16 protein-coding genes and 1 pseudogene are annotated in these 20,509 nt (G+C 45.6%); 2 read left to right on the forward strand and 15 right to left on the reverse strand.

The features are described from left to right. Nucleotides 1-154 precede the first annotated feature (154 nt). Nucleotides 155-997, reverse strand: a complete 843-nt coding sequence (locus DFQ01_RS14195; protein WP_146216871.1) for a hypothetical protein — start codon at nt 995-997, stop codon at nt 155-157. 821 nt (nt 998-1,818) lie between these two features. Here DFQ01_RS14195 and DFQ01_RS14205 point away from each other — a divergent pair. Further along, nucleotides 1,819-2,565, forward strand: a complete 747-nt coding sequence (locus DFQ01_RS14205) for a hypothetical protein (protein ID WP_110044546.1) — start codon at nt 1,819-1,821, stop codon at nt 2,563-2,565. 278 nt (nt 2,566-2,843) lie between these two features. Here the strand turns inward: DFQ01_RS14205 and DFQ01_RS14210 are convergent, their stop codons facing one another. The 6 genes from DFQ01_RS14210 to DFQ01_RS14240 all read right to left on the reverse strand — a co-directional run bounded on the left by DFQ01_RS14210 (nt 2,844) and on the right by DFQ01_RS14240 (nt 6,680). Further along, nucleotides 2,844-3,800, reverse strand: a complete 957-nt coding sequence (locus DFQ01_RS14210; protein WP_110044547.1) for a hypothetical protein — start codon at nt 3,798-3,800, stop codon at nt 2,844-2,846. A gap of 278 nt (nt 3,801-4,078) precedes the next feature. Continuing rightward, the gene (locus tag DFQ01_RS14220) at nt 4,079-4,534 is read right to left on the reverse strand and encodes a hypothetical protein (protein ID WP_110044549.1); all 456 of its coding nucleotides are present in this window, start codon (nt 4,532-4,534) and stop codon (nt 4,079-4,081) included. After that, nucleotides 4,531-5,148, reverse strand: coding sequence for an Ntn hydrolase family protein (locus DFQ01_RS14225; protein WP_110044550.1), 618 nt, complete (start codon nt 5,146-5,148; stop codon nt 4,531-4,533). Before DFQ01_RS14225 ends, DFQ01_RS14220 begins: the two co-directional genes overlap by 4 nt. Further along, on the reverse strand, nt 5,145-5,333 hold the full coding sequence (locus tag DFQ01_RS31935; RefSeq protein ID WP_110044614.1) for a helix-turn-helix domain-containing protein: 189 nt from the start codon (nt 5,331-5,333) through the stop codon (nt 5,145-5,147). The genes DFQ01_RS14225 and DFQ01_RS31935 overlap by 4 nt, the downstream gene beginning before the upstream one ends. A 214-nt stretch (nt 5,334-5,547) precedes the next feature. After that, entirely contained in the window at nt 5,548-5,964 is a 417-nt protein-coding gene (locus DFQ01_RS14235) for a hypothetical protein (protein ID WP_110044551.1), read from the reverse strand. 29 nt (nt 5,965-5,993) lie between these two features. Continuing rightward, complete coding sequence (locus DFQ01_RS14240) at nt 5,994-6,680, reverse strand: helix-turn-helix domain-containing protein (RefSeq protein ID WP_110044552.1); 687 nt, start codon at nt 6,678-6,680, stop codon at nt 5,994-5,996. A gap of 200 nt (nt 6,681-6,880) precedes the next feature. Between DFQ01_RS14240 and DFQ01_RS14245 the strand changes: the two genes are divergently transcribed. After that, nucleotides 6,881-8,722: a recombinase family protein gene (locus tag DFQ01_RS14245; protein WP_174812814.1), complete on the forward strand. Its 1,842-nt coding sequence runs from the start codon at nt 6,881-6,883 to the stop codon at nt 8,720-8,722. A gap of 29 nt (nt 8,723-8,751) precedes the next feature. Here the strand turns inward: DFQ01_RS14245 and DFQ01_RS14250 are convergent. From DFQ01_RS14250 to DFQ01_RS14290, 8 genes and pseudogenes are all read right to left on the reverse strand, one after another. Next, nucleotides 8,752-9,615 (reverse strand): annotated as a pseudogene (locus DFQ01_RS14250) (TadA family conjugal transfer-associated ATPase); the annotation flags it as partial. Next, nucleotides 9,615-10,790: a P-loop NTPase family protein gene (locus DFQ01_RS14255; RefSeq protein ID WP_110044555.1), complete on the reverse strand. Its 1,176-nt coding sequence runs from the start codon at nt 10,788-10,790 to the stop codon at nt 9,615-9,617. The pseudogene DFQ01_RS14250 and the gene DFQ01_RS14255, both read right to left, overlap by 1 nt. A gap of 217 nt (nt 10,791-11,007) precedes the next feature. After that, nucleotides 11,008-12,669, reverse strand: coding sequence for a DUF3502 domain-containing protein (locus tag DFQ01_RS14260; protein WP_110044556.1), 1,662 nt, complete (start codon nt 12,667-12,669; stop codon nt 11,008-11,010). Between the two features lie 76 nt (nt 12,670-12,745). Continuing rightward, nucleotides 12,746-13,645, reverse strand: a complete 900-nt coding sequence (locus DFQ01_RS14265; protein WP_110044557.1) for a carbohydrate ABC transporter permease — start codon at nt 13,643-13,645, stop codon at nt 12,746-12,748. A 43-nt stretch (nt 13,646-13,688) separates the two neighbouring features. Then, complete coding sequence (locus tag DFQ01_RS14270) at nt 13,689-14,591, reverse strand: ABC transporter permease (protein ID WP_110044558.1); 903 nt, start codon at nt 14,589-14,591, stop codon at nt 13,689-13,691. 635 nt (nt 14,592-15,226) lie between these two features. Further along, the gene (locus DFQ01_RS14280; protein WP_110044560.1) at nt 15,227-16,792 is read right to left on the reverse strand and encodes an extracellular solute-binding protein; all 1,566 of its coding nucleotides are present in this window, start codon (nt 16,790-16,792) and stop codon (nt 15,227-15,229) included. A gap of 23 nt (nt 16,793-16,815) precedes the next feature. Then, a complete protein-coding gene (locus DFQ01_RS14285) occupies nt 16,816-18,606 on the reverse strand; it encodes a cache domain-containing sensor histidine kinase (protein ID WP_110044561.1) in 1,791 nt (596 codons plus the stop codon). Next, nucleotides 18,603-20,195 (reverse strand): response regulator, encoded by a 1,593-nt coding sequence (locus DFQ01_RS14290; protein WP_110044562.1) that lies wholly within the window; start codon nt 20,193-20,195, stop codon nt 18,603-18,605. The genes DFQ01_RS14285 and DFQ01_RS14290 overlap by 4 nt, the downstream gene beginning before the upstream one ends. Nucleotides 20,196-20,509 lie beyond the last annotated feature (314 nt).

The following is a 20,509-nucleotide window of genomic DNA, read 5'->3' on the forward strand; positions in this document are numbered from 1 at the left end:
GAGCATTCTCTCACATTTCGAAGGGTTTTAGTAAGCTTGAAAGAGCCGCTCGAACGACTGGTATAAAAGGGAAGAAAGGGGGATTGATTAATCATTTCCCCCTTGTCAGATAAGTAATAAAAGAACCCTGAAGACTTTGACTCAGTAAGTTTATCTACTCTTCATGAAGTGCTTCATTTAGAACTATCCTCTTAAATTGTACGTTTTCATCTTCAGGATTGATAAATCTATACTCAGACTTAAACGTGAACTCCTCAATATTTATAGGTACTACAATGAAATTGTTGTTGTAAGTATCCACGACAGCATATAAAGAATTATCAATTTCGGCTGTCCAAAAAGCTGTCTCATTTGAAGCATTATTCATACCTAAAGTGTAAGCCTGCGAGTAGGAAGATAGTATGACCGCTACAACTACAATTGCAACAATGAACTTCATGCCATAAGTTAAATCTTTAATTCCAATGAGTCGATTGGATGTCCATCTGCTGAATATGAACTTATCACCTAAAAAAAGAATAAATAAAATAAGCACTAAATATACAAAAAGCGCTGCTACAACGATCAGCATCACAACAGTAAAGGGTACACTAGGTCTGATAAGCGTAAGAGTGTTTATTTCTATTAACTTATCAGGGATATGATAGAATGCCTTCATACCTGCTTCAAAACGATATGCCACAAGATAATAAAATACCGTGAAGATCAAGATCAGCATTGTAACATTAAATATTATACCTTTAAGGATGTTCTTATTATCCGCACTATCATCCGACATTCTCCCATCTCCCACCAGTGAAAAATTATCAATAATCATCTCATTTCGACAGCTAACGACACTTCCCCTTCCGAATGATATTACAAACCTACCAGGAGAATTGGACACTTGGCATCTCCTCATCAAATTTGCAATAACAGAAATATCCTCCATCCGAAAAGTCCCTTCCCTTTCCTCTCCAGATCCAAATGCCCATCCCCTTGATGCTGTTTGCTGCACAAACTAGATATTTTGTTTTAGTCTGGTTGCAAGCACCGAAAATAAGCTTACTCCGCAGAAGACAGTCCCTCCCCTTACTGATATCTTAGGCAAGCACAAAGGACTAGGGAATTTCGCCAGTATCCCTTTGTACTCCATTTGAACTTTTTCAATATTTCACATCTAATCTCAAGGGTTTTAGTGGATATTTTTGTGTAAGGCCCTTTGATTTAAGAATGATAAACCTATATTTTATGTTTATCAAACGATATACCATCATGTAATTTGCAATGTTCATGAATATTGTCAGATCTTCTCTCATATGATTTTTATGTAGGGAGAATCTTAATGAGAAAGGAGAATCGATAAGCGATGGGAATATTCGTGGGCATTTCACTCATTGTTTTAAAAGCTTCTGTTGTGCATTGTAGTATTCAGATAAACATCTTCATGCCTAATCGTAACTATTCCATCACCAGTTGTAAGAAGAAAAAGTAGTAGTAGTTGCTCAGCGAAAATCGAGTCTATTCTCTTCCTCTTTTTTTCTAAAATATCGAAAGAGGAAGAGAACACCTTTAAATATAAATTATCAAAGAACAATGAAGACAGATTAGGAAACCAAAGAAAGTACACTTCTACCTTTTCCATCGGTGTGGAGGTGATATAGGGATAAAAATAAAATATCAGAATGAAATGAAACAGCCATTCGTTCATAGCGGATGGCTGTTCAATTTTTCAGCATTTCCCTTCCCTGTCACTCCTTCTAAAATGGCTATACAAAGTTATAGGACAATTTTACCACTTCATATATTTGAATAACCAGACCATAAAGGGGATTGTCTATGCCTGACTTAAACTATAAGTGCCAAGACATTCGTTTAAACTTAATCGAACCCCTTTATACAGAAACCACTACAAAGAAGGGATTACTCACAAAGTGCAAACTGATTCGTCAGGGAAGGTTACTTGAACTCCCTCTAGTTATTCAGAAGGATATGACACAAGATATTTACTGGTTGGTTGCTGGCTACCCTGAGTTTGAAGCGTATAAGGAATGTTCAGTCGATATTGTGCCTGTTCGAGTTCAACCACTTTCAGACGTTATAGAACAAAGGCTAGTACTATTGTCTCGCATGTTTCACCATGAACGAAATACTTGGATTGATAGGCATAAACAAATAAATGAACTAGTATCAAATGGAATCAGCGAAAAGGACATAGCAAAAAGACTCGGATGTACAGAAAGCGATATTATGCATTACCTCATTCATCCTGATATTCCTGAAGAAATAGTACGATTGGCTTTTGAACGAAAACGCAGCTTCCCCAATATAGAAGACATCCGTAAGCTGGAGTTACACAAATTCGTTAAAGATAGACTTTATACAGCATTAGTTGATGGTCAATTGAGTGGTGATAAACTTCAGAAGCTTAAATGGTTATTATCGATTAGTCTTTTCAAATTTCTTAATTGGAAAGAGCAATGGGAATGCATCCAGGAGTTTGTGATTCATTATAAAGAATATCTCTTGTCCAAATGGACGCAACAACTCGAAGATCGCTTGAATGTGTTTACACAAGCAAATTAGTAACATCGAAACGCATGGCAACTCATTAAACACTTGCTGTTTATGTAGGAGTGCCGCTAACGGCACGACAGGAGCGAAGCGACATCTTACAAAAAAAAGGGTTTTAAAGACCTATGTTACAATGAAGAACAAAACTTGTTAAAATAAACAGGTATGATATTCGGGGTTAATTAAATACTGGTTGATATACTGTTGCTCTGTTCATGAATTAATCAGTGGTCTATATATGTATTTTATTAACCCCGTAATTCATACCTGTTTAATTCTTCGAGTTTTCTTTAAAAGGGTAGCGCCTCTAGTTCGTCAACCTTTATTGCCTTTATTGCCTTTTTATCACCGTTTTTTTCGTTGTACGTTTCTAAACTCAAGATTGCCCGCGGCTTACGTGTATACCATCTAGCCCCGAATTGATTGTAGTGATTTACAGAGTAAACATTAGCTTCTCTAAGATGCTCTGGTAAGTCAAATACAAAATCTTGACCATCTACATCAATCATATTGTACTTCTCTAGTGCCTTGAGGTAGATATTAAGAGACGTTTCCTTGACACCTGACTCTCCTACAAATCTTCCTCTTGAGTATTGTGCCTTTCCATAAAGGTCACATTTATGCGAAAGAAATGAATAAAGGTAAAAACCAATTGTACCTAGATCATCCTTCGACATGCAATACAGGAATACCTCAAACGGAACATGGTGGGTATTGCCAACCTCATAAAAAGTTCCATCAAGATCCCCAACATTTAGTGACTCCGTGGTTCTGTGGAAAGCTTTTAAGGGATACTTGATACAAAAATTACGATCATTGTGGCTCTTATCTACATACCCACTTTTCTTTAGATCCCCAATCGTTATGAAGTCTAAGTAGCCATCCTCATACGTGTATTCAACTGGATAATCTGTCGTCTTCAATGTGTACCCCAATTGATCAATTACACCATTCTCTTTTATGATCGGCAACAATGTCTTGTTGTCTCTTGAATACCCCAATATTTGTTTAAGGTCATCTTGAGTAATCTTGTAATCCGCATTCCATTTACACGTCCAATACAACCAGTGACAAAGATAAGTATAGGAATACGCAACTGATAATTTATCGCTTGATTTCTTCCCCTGAGTTAACTCATCACAATAAATAAGATCACTAAAAATCTCATTAGGCATGTATATCTTCGCTAGTGATTTCTCACCTTGATAAGATACACTAAGCAACTTTTCCAATTCAATCATCTTCATAATTCTCAATCCCCTTCTATTTTTTATCAACTTAGAAAAAAAAACAAAAGAGCGTTAACGTGTAACGCTCTTACTTCAATCCGTTGTTTCTATATTCTCGCAATGCGTCCTTCAATGGTTCATCACTTCTAAAAAGCCAAAACTGCTGAAACGACCTTTCGTGTAATGCTGTGCAAATGTAATTTATCTTCTTCACCATTTTCAAGAACCTAAATAGGTTCGTAGAATAGCAATAGAAATACTCCTGATTATTGTTTGTCATGAATTCTCTTCCTCTCTTATCCAAACGTAGCTGTTAAGCCTATCATATTAGCTTCACTAAAATCCCATGTACCAAGTGGAACTGCAATATTTGTCGCCCCTGAAAACCGTAGATGCTCACTTCCTAGATGTATTAATGAGGCATAGTCAATACCGTTATATATCGTAAAGTAGTTTTGGCCTTTATAGTGAAGCTGTAGATCACCAAGCTGACCACCCACCCTGACAAAATTACTAGGAAAACCTTGCTGGTAGATCTGCTCAGCAGAGAGGTTGGTTGTATTGATAAAACTGGCATCAATCTTTCCAGCTATAATTTGATCAGCTGTAATTGTCCCCGTATAAACTCCATTAGCATCGATGTGTGTTAGCCTAGTTGAGTTAGCCATCAATCCTCCTAATGTAGCTGCGGTGGGCTGGTTTGTCACTTGTGACCAGCTTAATGAAGCATTAGCACCCATTTTTACATTCATGTCTTCATCTCCTGTACATACTCATCAATTCCATCTTCACTTATCACATGAACTGCTATCGTCCCACCAACTCGACCGTCAAGCGACTCTATATGGTTGAAGGCTCCCAGAATGCTCTGTATCGATTCTGACGGGTTAAAATGCTTAGGCAGGTAATCTATTACATCTTCTTGTCGTAGCCCTCTTGCCGTCATCTTAGAGATTTTCGTGAAATGAGGTAAGAATCCATCGCTATGACAATACTCAATAAAGCCACTCTCTTTCTTCTTGGTGTCAAAGAATGCTACAACGGTAGCAAGAGCTGCTCCTTTTGGATTTAATTCGTAGAACATCGGACAAATACCAATGAACTCATCATGTATAACCTTGCTTTCGCTTTGTACAATTTTCGCTACTTCATCAATGGTTGTTTGTTCATTCACTTTACAAGCAATTCTGAAACGAAGAACCTCACAATAGCTTTGTACTCCTGATATGAATATAGAGATGTGTTCGGTTAGCCTGGTCAGTTTTTGATGATTGTTACTTACTACTTGACTTCCCTTTATCGTTCGTCCATCTCCAGCAATGATGACAAAATTACTGGGATTGTTGACGGCAATACATAGGCTCATTTCGCAGCACACACCTTCTCATTGATATAACTTCGATACATCGACACCTTTTCTTCACTCATACCATTTCTGTTGTTCTCGTAGTTGCTAATGTGTGACTTGTGACAATTCAACAAAGCTGCAAGTTCCTTTAACCGAATCCGTTTCTTGATTCTCAGTAATCTAAATTCATCTCTATCTAGCATTTCTTCTAACCCCACTTCTAAATTTGAGTAACGCAAAGAAGAGAGGATTCTATGAAAGAACCCTCTCTCTAATATGAATAAACACAAAAAAGAGCGCACCAAGTCTAGCGCCCCTCTTTATGACCATACTATTATTATATCATATTTGTAATACTTTGTCAAACAATATTATTTATGAGTTGTTTTCCGTATTTTTAATTACCATATTAACCCGTCAAACGACATCTTTGTGAATCATAATCTTATCTTCCTCTTCTTGAAAACTCGTTGGAAGTTGATATTTAACAATAGTATCCTCATCAAGTTTAAATTCACGTAATCTCTCATTACTAGGTTCAATAATTTCTTCCAGCGTAGAATGCTTGAGCCATTCATTGAGTACATCATTCATCTTTTCATGGATCAAACGTTTTCTAAACTGAATTGAAACCACCTTCTGTTCTAACTTACTTTTCTCCACTACCAGTCTTAGTAACGTGCTCTCAGCATTCTCATCGAGTTGAGGGCCAAGTATCCCAGTATCACGAAGTACATACTTTATCGCATGATTGTAGTTCTTAATTCGTTTTGCTAGAACTTTTTCTGTCTTTGTAAGTTTTGAATATTCTCTTTTCATTTCCTTCGAGGTCATTGTGTACGCTCCATTCAAATATTAGTTGGTTACATTACCCCATGCTTTATTAGTAAGTCCTTAAAATCACTATAAAATGATAATTGTTTTTCATTTGGGAACATCTCCTGGGTATACCACTTCTTACGATCAACACCATCGTAGAGATTAAAATAAGTCACAATGCTATCCAGAGTATTAATACCTTTGACATTAAATTTCTGGAGAAAGTCAAGATATGAATTCAACTTAGTTAAAATATGCTCTTCTGCACTTCTATCTTGGAACTCCGTTTGTTGATTTTCTTTGTCTAATCCTTTCAATAGTTCAATCAAAGAACTGATACGGTTCTGATATGAATCAACTTGTAAGGTTTTATTCAACTCTTTGTAGAGATAAGCAAGTTCATTCTCGTAGTCATCAACATATTCGTCTATGAGTAGGTCATCGTAATCTACTCCATTAGGAACAATAAACGGCTCATGACGATCTTCGAATTCCATTGTTTCAATTCGGTGAATTCGAATTTTCAATTCATCCACATATGTGAGTTCTTTCTGGAAATACTCTGAAGAAATCCCTCTGAATATTTTAGATAGTATTGGCAGGTACTTTGAAGGTATATCCCTTGTTCCCTTTAGCCAACTACTTATATTAGGCGCTGCGATTTTTAACTTTTCCGCTATTTCCTTCTGGTCTTTTTTATGTACCTTACAAATAAACTCCAATCCAATCATTGTGAATGAACACTCTCCTTTTGATTTTTCATCTTTATAAATTTAATTTATGTTAATTCGAGATAATTGTAAAGACTTTTGTTTAATTTTGTTTTATAATTAACAAATCCCGTCCTAGATTGAATTATACACATTACTTCATTTTAAGTGCTTCTGATCTCTGATTAGGCAACTAACATTTCTTAAAGGTGGTCTTGCGTTTGAGAGCAACATTTTACGCTAGAGTAAGCTCTGATACAGAAGAACAAAGAAGTTCAATTGATTCCCAAGTAAAGTTTTTTCAAGACTATATCAAAGAACATAAACATCAAAAAGCAGTCGGTGGAATATTTTGTAAGAGAGACGGAAGTGCCGAAGCAACTGATGGCTATTATGTTGATGAAGGTTTTTCAGGTGCAAAGTCGTTTAAATACAGAAGAGCATTCCAACAAATGATTCAAGATGCTAAAGCTAGAAAATTTGATATGATCTTCGTGAAAGATATCAAGAGATTTGGACGAAACGCTCAGGAAACCCTTAAATACATTAGCGATCTCAAAGAAGTTAATGTAGGCGTTTATTTTGACAATATCAAAGCTAACACACTTAGCAGAAACGATGATTTCCGCATTCAACTTTTTGCTTCTTTAGCCGAAGAAGAATCCACTTCGAAAAGCAAAAGTGTACAGTGGGGAAAAATGGTGAAATATAAACAAGGCATTTGGGGTGGTCGAGAGCCTTATGGTTACAATCTCAAAGAAGGCAAACTAGTCAAGAACGAAGCAGAAGAGAAGATCGTTTTGGAAGTATTCCACCTATTCCTAAACGAGAGCATGGGTCAACGGAACATTGCCAAGACACTTAACGCTAGTGGTGTACCTACAAAAAGCGGTAAGACAATTTGGGATCAAAGTTTAATTTCCAAGATGCTAAAGAATGCGGTCTACACTGGCGAGATACGTTTACATCGAACACAAAAAACAGACATCAACCGTAATCGCTTTAAGAAAATACCTTTAGAAGAACAAATCGTAACTCAAGATGAATCTCTAAGAATGATTGACGATGAAACGTTCCGACTTGTGCAGGATGAAAAGGCAAAACGTTTCGAACAGTTTGGAGACTTCAAATACAAGAACATCACTATTGAAGATGATGATGGAAACGAAGTAACTAAGAAGCAGCGCAGTATTGAACGTGGTTTGAGCAGACATTCCAGCAAGCATCTCTTCTCGAATCTATTGAAGTGTGGGAACTGCGGTGGAAGCCTAAGACGAAAAGTTCAGAAGAACCACAAGAACACGTTCCTATACTGGTTTTGCAGGAACAATGACCAATTTGGAAAACATAAGTGCGGCTACAGAAACCTTCAACATGAGGAAATGTTGATTAAGTTCGTTAAGAAAGAAATTGTAAAGTACCGTAATACCCCTAACAAACGAAAGTACTACCTTCAAACTATCTTAAAAACTAGGTACAATGCTAAAGATATTGTGGATAGGAAGCAACAACTTCAAAATGAGATTGATGAAACTAAAGCGATAAAAAAAGGCATTCTTAAACAAGTAGCATTAGAAAGCATCACCCAAGAGGATTTCGATGAACTAAATAAGGAACTAAGCGCCCAACTCTACGAAGCAGAATCGAAACTTAACCAACTTATCTACATCGACAATGAAATTGAAAAACTACAATTAAGATTCAAGCAGTTCACCACTTTCCTTGATGAACTCGATGTTGATAACTTAACTAATGTTAATCTACGAAAGATCATCCATAGTATTGTTGCTGAAACACATGAAGAAGAGATAGAAGACCCTTTTAGTGGAATGCCATACGAGAAGCATACGTTAAGAATCCATTGGAATTTCATGGGCACGACTGAACGAGAGATTCTAAAAGAAAGCGCTAAAAAAGCTCGTGAGATCATTACTACCAACTCAGCAGACTACAATCTTACGGCTGACATTATTGAAGAGATGGCTGAGAACGCTAGTAGAAGGCCAACAGAAGACGAACTACTGTACTCAATCGAAACATTTTCGGAAATGGAAACTAGCTGAGGTTTCCATTTATTGATTACCTATTTTATAGATATGCCCTGCAGCATATCGAGCGCCTCGGCCCCACGTACCTCGCCGACAATAATTCGATTTGGCCGCATCCGCAGCGACGCTCGAATAAGCTCGCGGATGGAGATTTCACCCTTGCCTTCTGTATTCGCATTGCGAGTTTCAAGGGAAACGAGATTCGGGATGGTTCGGATCTGCAGCTCGGCCGAGTCCTCAATCGTAATGACACGTTCATCCGACGGAATGAATCGAGAGAGCGCATTGAGCAGCGTCGTCTTGCCCGAGCCTGTACCACCGCTGACGAACACGTTGTATTTAGCAGCGACGAGCTGCTTCAGTAACGCCGCCGCCTCAGCGGGCAATGCTCCGAGCTGAATGAGTGATTCAATGTCGAGCGGTTTGTCCGGAAATTTCCGAATCGTCAGCGATGGTCCACCTAGCGCTACTGGCGGGAGCACAACATGCACGCGAGAGCCGTCCTTCAACCGAGCATCTACAATCGGATTAGACTCATTCACGGTACGGTTCACCCCAGCAACAATCGCTTGAATCATATCGTGGAGCCGTTCCTCACTCTCGAACGATGTCGGCCAGCGTGTCAGTTGTCCCTTCCGCTCGACGAAAATTTGCTGATGACCGTTAATCATAATCTCCGTCACTTCTGGATCATCGATGAGCGGCTGCAGCACGTCGAGTCCCCGGAACGAGTGAAACACCCGCCGGACAAGCGACGCTCTGTCCGACGCCGTAACCTGCCGGCCCATGCACCACTCGAATACGGCTTGCTCCGATGCTTGCCGCAGCCGTTCGTCCGAGACGGAACCGTTCATATCGATTCGTTGTCTCACCGATTCCTTCAGCGCCAGCACTAGCTGCTCTGTCATCACAGCGCATGCTCCTTCACGCCGATGCCGACTGCTCCAAGCACTCGTTCTGCCGCACCACGAAGCCGTGAGGACGGCAATAATCGTCCTCCTTCTCGCAGCCGCCACGTCTCAATGAACGGGAGTTCGATTGCAGCAGCATGAGCATGTACGCCGCGGCCTTTTGATGAAATTGCCTGTGCACTGGACTGCTGCACTCCTTCAACCGGTCTCCCAGCTCGCCGTACCATGAGCATCCGCTGCTCCGCTATGCGGAAAGGCTCTCCCCATTTGTTCCTAGCGTAAGCCATGAAACGATCCGTCTTGCGTTCAGAGGATGGCGAACCTTCCTCCACATAGATAAGCTGACTGCATCGCTCGAACACTGCCATATGCAGCTCATCTGCTACGCCGTCCAGGTCTACCACGATCAACTCGTATAATCCACTGCGTGCGATTGTATCAATGATCTGCCGCGCATCAGTCGTACTCAGCGATATTCGATCCTCTGGATTGCGGCACGGTTCAAAATAATCGAACCGCAGCACCACATCCGTCCGGCTGAAGCTGGGAAGCCGCGAAACCGCTTGCTCGAGATCGCTCTGCAGCGTGTACAGCAGCTGTGCAAATCCGTCCATTCCCCCATCGGGCTCCCCTTGTCCACCGAGCCATACGTCCGTTCCGTTCCATGTCTCCAAATTCAAGTAAAAGGTGCGACAGCCGCTAATCGCCGCCTGATGCGCCAGATGAATGGCCAACGTAGTCTTCCCAGCCCCGCCTGCCGCGGAGCATATAGCTGCGACATTCGCCCCCTCGCTTGGCTCAACGCGCCGCCTTGGCATTGATTGCTCCGAATAGATTGCATATAACGCATGAAAAAGCTGCGGCAGCGGTTGAAGCCGCTTCACGGCTTTCACCTCTGGCGGCACCGCCTCGCCCGGCCCATCGCACAGTGCAGCCGTAGGAATGGCTGGCCATTCTCCGGCAGCCGCCAGCTCTGCCCGCATCGTGCCGTCCAATGCAACCATGTCTGCAGGAAAGCTGCTGCGCAAATAATGGCGAAGCGCAGCACTATTGGTGAAGGCGGTCAGCTGCCATCTCGCCGCGAGCGGCGAATCTCTGACAAACTGCACCACTCGATGCACATAGTCAGCGTCTATCGAAGCGAATACGAGTTGAATCGGTTGCTCGTTCATTGCTGCTCCTTCCTTTCGCAACGCAAAAAAAAGCACCGTCAGACGACGCCTACTAAGGCGTTATCTGACGGTGCTTCCGTCACGTTCATCCTATGAAAGATTTGCCATTAATTTATCATACCTGCTAAATACTCGTCAACTATAATAATAGCGAACGATTCTCAACCTAATAGCCGCCTCTAAGCCATTATCAGCGAGAGGCGGCTGTCATTGCGATTTAGCCTTTAGCAGCAAGGAATGCGGAAGCTTGCGTCTCAAGCTCCGTCTTCACTTTGTCCACGCCAGCCGCTTGCATTTTGGACACGAGCGTATCGAACGATGCATTTACGTCTTTCACAGAACCAATCGCGAAAGGCAGGAAGTACTGCGTCGAGACGTTTTTCAAATTCGCAATCTCTGTCTTCACCTTATCCGAGTTGAACGAGAATCCGAGATACGGAATTTGGATCAGGTAATCCTTGACCTTATTATTCAGATCGATATACGAATCCGTCCAGCTTACGCTTGGTTTCAGGAAGTCTTTGTTCACGAACCAGAAGCCTGCAGCGTCCGGTGGATACGTGTTATCAGCTGCTGCAACGCCGTCCGGCAGACCAAGCTTGCCATCGGAAGTCAGAACATAGTTCTTGCCTTCGATACCGTAGTAGTCTGTCATCACATACGATTCGTCCTGCATGAGCAGATCCAACGCTTCCAGTGCGCGCTCCGGGTTCTTCGAACCGGCAGCAATCGCAACACCGTTGTTCAGCCAGCTGTTAGCCGGTGCGTGACCCGACGGCGAGAGAACCGGCATGATGTACGTGTCGATGCCTTTCTCCTTACAAGATGCGAGCGTAGCTTGAATGTCGATCGAGTTACCGAACGCAACGCCTGCTTTGCTCTCGCAGAAGTTGTCTTTGGAGCGTACTTTGTTCGAATACGGGTTTTTGTTCACATAGCCTGCATCGAACCACTGCTTCATGATGCCTGCAGCGTATTTGAACGCGCCTTGCACTGGCTCATCGGTAATGCTGAGCACTTTGCCCGATGGATCCTCAAGGTCCATGTAGTTGCCGACGCCGGACGGATCGCCAGAGTCGCCAGGAGCGCCTGCATAAGCGAATTTCTCCGATACCAACGCACCGAATGGCGCTGGCAGGTCATATTGGGAATCCAAGTTCAGCGGCGTCATGTTCGGATAGTCTTTTTTGATCTCTGCAAAATACGGCTCCAGCTCCGAAATCTTCGTCGGATTCGTCAGACCAGCCTTGTCCATAATATCCTTGCGAAGCACGATCACGTTAACCTTGCGGTCTGGCGTCGTCGTCGGAATCATGTACTGCTTGCCTTGCACTTGGGCAGCCTTGTAAGCGGATGCGTCCTGCTTCTCATAATACTTCGGCATGTACTTCTGGAGCAGATCCGTCGTAATCTCTTTGAAAGAGCCTTTGTTTGCTTCTTGTACGTAGAAGTTCCAGTCTGCTGTGAAGACGAAGTCTACATCTTCACCCGCTGCGAGAATAAGCGGATACTTGGAAGCGATGTCGCCCCAACCGATGTAGTTGATCTCAAGCGTTGCGTTAATGTCCTTTTTCAGCTTCTCGTTCAGCGCAGCCATCACTTCTGGCATGCCCTTGGGCGCTTCGCCGAGCAGGTAGCCGACGAGCTTCACTTCTTTGGAGTGATCAATGCCCGTATCCGTCGCAGCAGCAGTCGACGAATCCTTATCTGTCTTGGCAGCGTCCGTCTTCGAATCTGTATCTGTTGCCTTAGTCGTATCTGTCGTACTGCCGGAAGATTCCGTTTCTTTGTCTTTACTGCTGCCACAAGCGGCGAGCGTGAACGTCAGCATGACGGACAACGCCAGCATCAACCACATTCTTTTTCTGTTTCTTTGCACTTGAATCCCTCCCTTTCGTAGTGGCCAAGCCTAGCAAGCAAATCTATATAAATCCCGAATGATTGCGGAACTTATATCAACCTTTCACGGCGCCAATCGTAACGCCGCTGACAAAATACTTTTGAACGAACGGGAACACGAGCAAAATCGGACCTGTCGCAATAACCGTCATCGCGAGCTTGAACGTCTCCTTCGGCGCGTCCAGGTTCGTCACATGCTGCGACATTGCGGACGACAGATTAACCGAAGAGAGCATTTTGTACAGCAAATATTGCAGTGGAATGAGCGGGTCCTTGGTCGTGAACATCATGGCGGTCCACCAATCATTCCAATAAGCCAGTGCGGTAAACACCCCGATCGAAGCGAGTGCTGGCTTGCTGAGTGGAAGAATCATTTGCAGGAAAATCCGAAGATCTCCCGCTCCGTCGATTCTCGCTGATTCGATCAGCGGTTCCGGAACGGAGGACGATATAAAGCTGCGCAGAATGAGAATGTACATAACGTTGAACATCGGAACCAAGATGAGCACAGCGTACGTATTGCTCAGGTGCAGATTGCGGCTTAACCAAATGTAGTAAGGTGCCAGACCACCGCTGAACAGCGTCGTGAAGAACAGGAAGAACGCGAGCTTATTGCGGTGCTTGAGCTCTTTGCGCCCTAGCACATAAGCAGCCATCGTCGAGCAGAAGAGCGACAATGCCGTTCCGATTACAGCGATTAGAATGGATACCTTGTAAGCGGAGAGCACATCCCCTGGGTAGCGGAAAATGAACTTGAACGCATCCAGCGAGAAATCGCGCGGCCAGAACCAATAGCCATCACTGATGACCGAGCTCTCGGAGGAGAATGCGCCTGCCAGCAGCACCACGAATGGAATTAGACATACAAGTGCGATGATCGAGACGACGGTATAAGCAATCGCCGTGAATACGGGAGCGGAGTTGAGCTTACGGTTTGAAGCAGTCGAACTGCTCATGGTTACACCAGCTTTCTGTAAGGGATGGAGACGGCGACTTGTTCTAGAAGAGCGCATGGTCCCTGTCGTATTTGCGAACAAGCCAGTTGGCCGTAAGGATGATGATCAGCGTCAGCACCGATTGGTACACGCCGACCGACGACGCCATACCGAAGTCGGCAGAGCCCATCAAGGATCGGAACGCTAACGTATCGATGATGTCGGTGGCATCCATGAGCAGCCCGTTGTTGCCGATAAGCTGGTAGAACATATCGAACTCGCCCCGCATAATGCGGCCAAGCCCCAGCAGGATGAGAATAATCATCGTTGGCTTCAGCAGCGGCAGCGTGATGCGCATGATCCGTTGGAACCTGCTCGCTCCGTCGATCGTAGCTGCCTCATAAATTTCCTGGTCGATTCCTACGATTGCAGCCAAGTAGAGGATGCTGCCGTAGCCGACCCATTTCCACACATACAGGAACGGAAGCAGGAAATACCAGTAGCTCGTGTTGGAGTAAATATCGATGCCTTCCATGCCGAAGTAATGCAGAATTTTGTTCACGATGCCGTACTCGTAGTTGAAGAAGTTGTAGACGAATGCAGAGACGGTAACCCATGAGATGAAGTAAGGCAGGAACATGAGCGTCTGCGTCATTTTCTTAAAAAACTTGCTGCGAATCTCTGACATGAACACTGCCGCAATAATGGAGAACACCGTATAGCAGCCGAGAAAAATGACGTTGTAAACGATCGTGTTGCGAGTGACGAGCCACGCTTTTCCCGACGCAAAGAAATAATGGAAATTATCGAACCCGACCCATTTGCTGAAGAACATGCCGCCTGTGCGAGTGTAGGATTCGAACGCCATGACAATGCCCGCCATCGGGATGTAAGCGAATACAATAAAGTAGATGGCGACTGGCAAAAACATCGTGTAGAGCACCCAATGCCTGCGAATATCTTTCATGCAACAACCTCCGTAACAATCTTTCTAGTAGTGCGTGCTCAAAAAACGTGTTCAAAAAGTTCGGTTTCAGCACCTGATGCCGAATACGCTTCTTGTGATGCTTCGTGATCAAAAGCGGAGTTTTTGAACAACCTCTCTAGTTACTATGCTGTAATCGTACTGGAATCCAGAGAAAGTTCCCACACGGCTACTTTACGTTTATCTTTGATAATCCAAGCTTGCGAAGGGACAATTGTACATCCATGTAAAAAAGGCATACCAGCGGAAAGCCTCGACAGTCGCATCGCATCGCCAAATTATCGCTATAACCGCTGCCCCTCACCTTGAACGGCTGCCTGATCGTTATCCTCGTATTGTTACGCTTACGGTTGCAGATGAGCTTATTGACTCCGATATGCACCTTTGCAAGCTGTAACGGTTGCAGGCGAGCTTTTTAGTCCTAATCGAGCCACAACAGCCCGTTTTTGCCACAATACCCGCTCTCGCAACCGTTACGCGCTTTAATGCTGCGTATTAATGGGAATAGCCGCTATGACAACCGTTAGGCCAATCGATGTATCCTTGACCAATCAACACTCAATAGTCCAAATAAAAAGCCCGCCCGGTCATACGCCCGGACAGGCTTTGCTGCAACGCTATTTGCCGTTCTGACTTGCTAAATATAGGTCGCCCTGCTTCTGCACTTCCATCTTAACCTTGTCGATCCCAGCCTTCTTCAGATGGCCGACAAGCGTATCGAAGGCCGCATCCACATCGTCAACCGCGCCGATGTAGAGCGACTGCGCATACTGCGTGGACACGCTCTTCATATTAGCGACCTCCGATTTCACCTCAGCGGAGTTGAAGAAGAAGTTGCGGTATGGAACGGCCTCCACCAGCGGTCGGATTTGTTCTTGCAGTGCCGTATAGGAGTCTGTCCAATTGGCCATCGGCTTGAATAAGCTCTTATTGACGAACCAGAAGCCAGCAGCATCCGGGGGATACGTGTTCGTCTCCGATGTGACGCCTTCCGGCAGCCCGATGCGTCCGTCTGGCGTGAACGCATAATTGACGCCTTCAATGCCGTAATAAGCCAAGTACGCATACGAAGGGTCATCCATCAGTAGATCCAGCGCCTCCATCGCACGTTCTGGATTTTTGGAGGAAGACGCAATTGCCGCCCCGTTGTTCAGTAAGCTCACCTTCGATGCCTTGCCGGAAGGATACAAGAGCGGAAGCGGATAAATATCGATGCCCTGCTCCTTGCAGGTCATAAATACATTTTGCGTATCGATCGAGTTGCCGAATGCGATGCCCGACTTGCCATTGCAGAAATTGTCCTTCGAGCGGATGTTGTTCGCATACGGATTCCGATTCACATAACCTTTGTCATACCAATCCTTCATGATCCGAGCGGCTTCCTTCTGATAGCTGAGAATCGGCTCTTCGACCATACTGTACATCTTGCCTGCCTTGTCTTCCATATCAACGGCGATGCCCTCTGCAAGCGGATCGCCCGAATCGATGGGAGCGCTGGACCAAGCAAACTTCTCGGACAGCAGGTAGCTGAATGGAACGGGCAGGTCATACCGAGAATCGAGATTGAGCGGCGTCATACCGGGGTAGCTCTTCTTAATCTCAGCTAGATAAGGCTCGATATCGGAAAACTTCCTGATCTCCTTCATTCCTGCCTTGTCCATCACGTCCTTGCGGAACAGCGCAACATTGACCATCGTATCCGGCGAGGATGTCGGAATCATATAAGGAGTGCCGTTCACTTTGGCTGCTTCCAGCGCTTCTGGCGGCATCGCCTTCATATGCCGTGGCATGTATTTCTCCAGCAGCTCGCGGCTTAGCGGATAGAGTGAGCCTCGGGTCGCCTCGGAGACGTAGTAGATCCATTCTGCTGCAAAAATAAAATCGACGTCCTGCCCGCTTGCGAGCACTAGCGGGTATTTCGAGGCGGCATCGCCCCAACCGATATAGTTAAGCTCAATCGTCGCGTTAATGTCCTTTTTGAGCTTCTCATTAATCGCCTGCAGCACCTGCGGCATCCCTTTGGGCGCTTCACCGATCAAATAGCCGACGAGCCTGACTTCCTTCTCGTGCGCTTGATCAACAGTTGCAACGTCACTCGTGCTGCCGCCGCATGCCGTCGTCTCCAAGATAAGAAGCAGCATCAGCACGAGCAACAGCGCTCCTCGCAGCATCGTCCGGTTCATAGTGAGCCTCCTCCTTCCTCCCGTCATTCCTCTCGACGTTCAGGCAGCCGCAGCACGACACGCGTCCCTTCGCCTTCCGTGCTGTAATATTTCAATCCATATTGCAAGCCGTATGAAAGCTGCAGTCGCTCCTCGATATTGCGAACGCCATACCCGCCCCTTGTGCCTTCTCCTTCCGGGAGGTGAAGAATAGCGGCCAGCCGCTCTTCATCCATACCAACGCCGTCGTCTGCGATTTCGATGAGCAGATCGCCCTTGTCCGTCCACGCGGATACGCGGACCTCGCCTTCCTCGCTGTCCTTCTCCATAATGCCGTGCAGAATCGCATTCTCCACGAGCGGTTGAAGCAGGATTTTCGGCAGCTGACAGTCGTATAGCTCTCTTGGCACCTCGAACTCCAAACGGACGCTATCGTCGAACCGCATATTTTGAATCCGAACATACGCTTCGATATGCTTCAGTTCACTTTCCAGCGACACATATTCCTTGCCGTTGGACAAGCTGAGCCGATAGAAAACCGTCAGTTCATCCACGACCCGCTTAATGTCCCGCGCATCGGACTCGATGGCCAGAACGTTGATCAGCTCCAGCGTATTGTAGAGGAAGTGCGGGTTAATCTGCGCTTGCAGCGCCTTCAATTCTTTGTCCTTCACCTCTTGGCCTAGCGAAGACCGCTCCTCGATAAGCCCCGAGATGTTCTGAACCATCGTGTTGAAATTATGCGTAAGCTCCCCGATCTCATCCTCGTTCACCGGCAGAGGCGCAAGCTGAAAATGCCCATGCTTCACCTTGCGGACGTGAATGATCAACCGACGAATTCGTCTCGTCGCAGACTCGGCCACGAAGAACGACAGCGGCAGCATTAACGGCACGATGAATAGGAAGATCGAGATAATCCGATTCCTCGCCTTCACCGTCGACTGCAAAATGTCCGAGTAAGGCACGACCAGCGCCACCAGCATGTCGGTATGTGGAATCATCTGGACACCGAGCAATTGCCGATTGCCATTAATCGAGTAATGGTCGTTATAATACGTATCGACTACATCGGATGCCGAGTAGAGCGCTTTGACGTTCTTTACGAGCTGATCCGAATATTCGAATTGGTCCGAGCCGCCTAGAAAATCGCCTTCCGCATTAAACAAGAAAGCTGATGCATTTGGCGTCAGAATCGCATGGTTCAGAACGGACTCCATCGCATCCTGCTTGACCCTTGCTCGTACGATGCCGACGAACTCGCGAACATCGTGGTCGTTTGGTATTTTGCGCAGCACAGTCAATTCTCGGCTATCCGCATTCGCATCCAGCGTACTAGAAGGAAGCCAAGCGACAACCCCATTCGTCTGGGCAAAATGAACATACCACGGCTCCGTCTGCACCTTCTCCATGTTCAGAAACTCTTCATTCTCCGTTGCACCTGCGAGCCCTTGGTTCATATAAATCTGAATCGTCTTAATGTCGTCATTGTAGCGGAATTGATTGATCAGTCTCGACAGCTGCAACGCATCCATATGCCAGAGGTCAATATTCTGATAGGGAGACGAATCTGCGCCGACAGCTTTCTGTACAAGCTCGTTGTACGCGATGAAGTTCAAGACCTCCGTAATAGCCTCGGATTTGTACTCCAGATAGGCTTTCGTCTCATCGAGAATTTTGTGAGAGGAATATACGGCAGCGTCCTTATTCTCTCGTTGTGTCGAATTGATATGGATGAACAATAACAGCACGAACGGAATGAGAATGACGAGCACATACGTCGCGAACAGCTTGTAACGGATGCTAAGGTAAACGGGACGTATCAGCCTTAATCTCATCGAATGGCACGCTCCCTATATTCGGAAGGGGTGCAGCCAGCTTTACGCTTGAAGAAAATCGTAAAGTAATTCGAATCCGAGATGCCGACCCGCATCGCTACCTCGATGATTTTGACCTTCGGATCGCTTAGAAGCTCCTTCGCTTTGTCGATTCTCGTATCCATGATATATTCCTTGATCGTCTGTTTGTGATGCTTCTTAAAGCAGGCGCACAAATACGTCTCGCTCAGCTGGACGTGATCTGCAATCGACCGAATCGTAAACCCCCGCTCGTGAAAATGGGCATGGATATACCGGGTGATCTCTCGGATCTTCCCGCTTCCTACCTCATCATCCGACTTCGCCATCGAATCGAGGAACGACAGCACGTACTGCTCCAGCGCATCAAGGCTGGGAATTCGGTCGATTTCCTTCCACATATAACGACGCTCCGTGTCCTCGGAAATCTCGGCCAGCCCCAGCTGTACGGCTGTCTCCATCGCCGCTGCGAGCAGCTGGAAGTACGTGTCCTTGAGCCGCATAATGTCCAAGTCCATCTGTTTGCGCGCATAAGCGGTCCACTCTAGAACGATTCGCTTCGCATCGTCGACTTGCCCGACCCGAAGATGATCGCGCAGGAGGCGAACCTCCTCCCAGTTCATCATCACGGGAGCATGGTTTCGCAGTGCATCGGAGAAGATCGGCTTCGATCCGCTGCCGTAGTATTGATAAGCACACGCTTGATAAGCAAGACGGTAAGACTGCGGAATGCCCCCACGAGAAGAGGCAGGGGTTCCGATCCCCATCCGCAGATCGATCACTGGACCAGCAATCGTTCTCAGCTCCGCGAGAAGCTCTTCAATGACGGCTCTTCCGTCGCTGTATGCACTTCCGAATGTTCCAGGCATCACCAGCACAAGAAGATTGTTGGAGTCGAAGCCGGCAAGGGACCGCAGCTCTTGTAACCGCGGTTGAACGGAGATCGCCTCCAATATTCGCTGCTGGGTGATGCCGGGATCCTCCAACAGTTCGGATGGATTCCAATAAAGACTGGAAGCAACGACCGTGAATGGTCCTTCGAGCGGCAGCAGGAAGGTTTCCCGACTCTTCAGCGCAGGAACGACATTAGGAGAGTCTGGATCAGAGATGAGCCGCCGTACCATCTCTTGTCTCAAGTACGGGAGGCTGCGATCGAAGCCTTCCTGCAGCTTCAACTCCTCCTCCTTGCGTTTCAGTTCTTCTCGGCGCAGCCAGACAGCTTGCTCGACCGCATCGCGTACTTCGTTCAAATTCACTGGTTTATCAATATAAGTAAACGCTTTCAATTGAATGGCTGATTTCAAATATTCCTTATCCGAGAAGCCGCTCAAGAAGATCAATTGACAGTCCGGATCCGTCTTCCGGTACGCCTGCGCGAATTCAATGCCGCTCATCTTCGGCATTCGGATATCACATAGGATGATATCGGGCTGCAGTGTCGTTGCAAGCTCCAACGCCTGCAGTCCGTTGCGTGCTGTCTCAACTTCCTCGATCCCTATCGCATCCCAAGGAATGTAGTTATGCAGCAATTCCCTCGTACGCCGCTCGTCGTCCACGATTAACAATTTCAAGGCAATCCCCCCTGCGTCACGAGCTCTATGATGGTTAATCTACTACGCACAATGTTGTGTCCTGCACACACGCAAGACTTCGTCACCTCATTATAGAAGATCGAGTTTGCGCTGCATACGGGGTAAATCTATGAATTTCTTAGTTTTCTGCAACTGGAGGATTAGATGCGAGGGGAAGTAAGAGCGGCTCTATTACGCTTAATTGTTCGTGTGAGGGGTTAGCGGGCGTTTAAGGGTGGTTCTACCACTCTTAATCTTGAAACGTGGCCCATTTGCGGGCGGTGGCGAGGTGCTAAGGGTGGTTGCGCTACACT

Source organism: Paenibacillus cellulosilyticus (assembly GCF_003182255.1).
GTDB classification, from domain to species: Bacteria; Bacillota; Bacilli; order Paenibacillales; family Paenibacillaceae; genus Paenibacillus_T; species Paenibacillus_T cellulosilyticus.

Coding starts and splice junctions, on each gene's coding strand:
- DFQ01_RS14205 (WP_110044546.1), top strand. CDS start 1,819: ATGCCTGACTTAAACTATAAGTGCCAAGACATTCGTTTAAACTTAATC.
- DFQ01_RS14210 (WP_110044547.1), bottom strand. CDS start 3,800: ATGAAGATGATTGAATTGGAAAAGTTGCTTAGTGTATCTTATCAAGGT.
- DFQ01_RS14220 (WP_110044549.1), bottom strand. CDS start 4,534: ATGAATGTAAAAATGGGTGCTAATGCTTCATTAAGCTGGTCACAAGTG.
- DFQ01_RS14225 (WP_110044550.1), bottom strand. CDS start 5,148: ATGAGCCTATGTATTGCCGTCAACAATCCCAGTAATTTTGTCATCATT.
- DFQ01_RS31935 (WP_110044614.1), bottom strand. CDS start 5,333: ATGCTAGATAGAGATGAATTTAGATTACTGAGAATCAAGAAACGGATT.
- DFQ01_RS14235 (WP_110044551.1), bottom strand. CDS start 5,964: ATGACCTCGAAGGAAATGAAAAGAGAATATTCAAAACTTACAAAGACA.
- DFQ01_RS14240 (WP_110044552.1), bottom strand. CDS start 6,680: ATGATTGGATTGGAGTTTATTTGTAAGGTACATAAAAAAGACCAGAAG.
- DFQ01_RS14255 (WP_110044555.1), bottom strand. CDS start 10,790: ATGAACGAGCAACCGATTCAACTCGTATTCGCTTCGATAGACGCTGAC.
- DFQ01_RS14265 (WP_110044557.1), bottom strand. CDS start 13,645: ATGAGCAGTTCGACTGCTTCAAACCGTAAGCTCAACTCCGCTCCCGTA.
- DFQ01_RS14270 (WP_110044558.1), bottom strand. CDS start 14,591: ATGAAAGATATTCGCAGGCATTGGGTGCTCTACACGATGTTTTTGCCA.
- DFQ01_RS14280 (WP_110044560.1), bottom strand. CDS start 16,792: ATGAACCGGACGATGCTGCGAGGAGCGCTGTTGCTCGTGCTGATGCTG.
- DFQ01_RS14285 (WP_110044561.1), bottom strand. CDS start 18,606: ATGAGATTAAGGCTGATACGTCCCGTTTACCTTAGCATCCGTTACAAG.